This window comes from Acinetobacter sp. UBA2063 (assembly GCF_002333245.1).
GTDB lineage: Bacteria > Pseudomonadota > Gammaproteobacteria > Pseudomonadales > Moraxellaceae > Acinetobacter > Acinetobacter parvus.
The window spans coordinates 1-1,995 of sequence record NZ_DDAH01000170.1 but is presented as its reverse complement, the minus strand read 5'-3'; the positions used below and the strand labels follow the sequence as shown (position 1 = coordinate 1,995).

The window sequence follows — 1,995 nt, the reverse complement described above, 5'->3', positions numbered from 1 at the left end:
GGAATCAGGTCCATCGGGCCAGGACGGTATAGGGAAACGAAAGCAATAATTTCTTCAAACTTGCTCGGTCTGGCTTCCTTGAGCATCTTTTTCATGCCCACGGATTCAAACTGGAATACCGCAGTGGTGTTTGCCTCGGCAAAAACCAGATAGGCATCTTTGTCATCCAGTTCAACATTGGCAATGTCGAGTGGGGTATCTGACTTGATTCTTTTATTAATATTCTGAACGGCATCTTCAATAACGGTCAGGTTACGCAAACCTAAGAAGTCAAATTTAACCAGACCTGCAGCTTCAACGTCATCTTTATCATATTGTGCAACGCGGTTAGTGCCATCAGCATCACATAGCACCGCGGAATAATCAGTAATTTTACCTGGTGCAATGACCACACCACCCGCATGCTTGCCTGTGTTACGGGTAATGCCCTCAAGCTTGAGCGCCATTTCCCAGATTTCGGCGGCATCATCATGATCTGGGTTGGATGGATTGGTGACGATATCCTTGAGCTGCGGCTCCATTTCAATCGCTTGCTTTAAATCCACACCCAGCGGTTTGGTTGGCACCATTTTGGAAATACGGTCAGCCAGACCATAAGACTTGCCCAGTACACGGGCAACATCACGAATCGCACCTTTGGCTGCCATAGTACCGAATGTTGCAATCTGTGAAACCGCTTCACGACCATAATGCTGTGCCACATACTCAATTACACGGTCACGGCCTGCAATGCAGAAATCCACGTCAAAATCGGGCATGGAGACACGTTCTGGGTTAAGGAAACGTTCAAACAGTAGATCATAACGCAGTGGGTCAAGGTCGGTAATCTTTAAGCTATAAGCAACCAGTGAACCTGCACCTGAACCACGACCAGGCCCCACAGGTACGCCATTATTTTTTGCCCACTGGATAAAGTCCATGACGATCAGGAAGTAGCCTGGGAATCCCATTTTCAGGATAATGTCGACTTCATACTTGATTCGCTCATCGTAGGGCTGGCGAACCTCTGCCCAGTCTTCACCACGTTTTTCAACTGGGTAAAGATGATTTAGACGTTGTTCCAGACCTGTACGCGACAAATGCTCAAAATAGGTGTCAATGGTATAGCCATCAGGAATTGGGAAGTCAGGTAGGAAATAAGTACCCAACTGTAAGCTGACATTGCAGCGTTTTGCAATCTCGTAGGTGTTTTCAATGGCACTTGGAATGTCTGAAAACAGTTCAGACATTTGCTCGGCCGTTTTAAAATATTGTTCAGGGCTGTAGGGTTTGGGGCGTTTGTCGTCACTTAGGACATAACCATCGGCAATGCATACGCGGGCTTCATGCGCCTCAAAATCGTCCTGCTCAATAAAATGCACATCGTTGTGTGCCACCACACCAATTTGATATTTTGCGGCAAGTTTTGCAGCCTGTAGGATAAAATCCTCTTCGCCAACACGTTCGGTACGGGTCAGGGCTAAATAAACACGGTCGCCAAATTTTTCAATCCACGCTTCCAGTAACGGTTCAGCTTTCTGTGGGTTGGATGAGCAGAGCATCTTGCCAACATCACTGTGCTGACCCAGCAGAATGATCAGGTCTTCTGCCTGTTCCAGTATCCATTGTTTCTGTATGCAGGGCGTGCTGAGTTGTTGTCCCTCAATAAAACCACGCGACACAATTTCAGTGAGATTTCGCCATCCCTTGTTACTCATGGCAAGCAAGGTTGCGCGATGTTCAGCATCATTCAGGCGAATGACACTGCCCATAATAGGCTTGATGCCTTTACCCAGACATGCGCCGTAAAATTTTATCGCCGCATGCAGGTTGGACAAATCGGTGATGGCAAGCGCAGGCATTTCTTCTGCAGCAGCAACTTTGACCAAATCGGGTATGCGAACAATCGATTCGGTAATCGAAAATTCTGTATGTATACCGAGATGAACAAATTGCATAGTCAATACGATCCTTTTTCAAATCAGGACATAGTTTAGCATGCAAATTTATAATGAC

General features: G+C 46.5%; 1 protein-coding gene. It reads right to left on the bottom strand.

Going from position 1 to position 1,995, the window contains the following annotated elements; translation table 11 throughout:
• On the bottom strand, positions 1 to 1,937 hold a 1,937-nt coding region (dnaE, locus tag B4H32_RS08030; RefSeq protein ID WP_286801632.1), incomplete at its 3' end, for a DNA polymerase III subunit alpha.
• Positions 1,938 to 1,995: the final 58 nt, after the last annotated feature.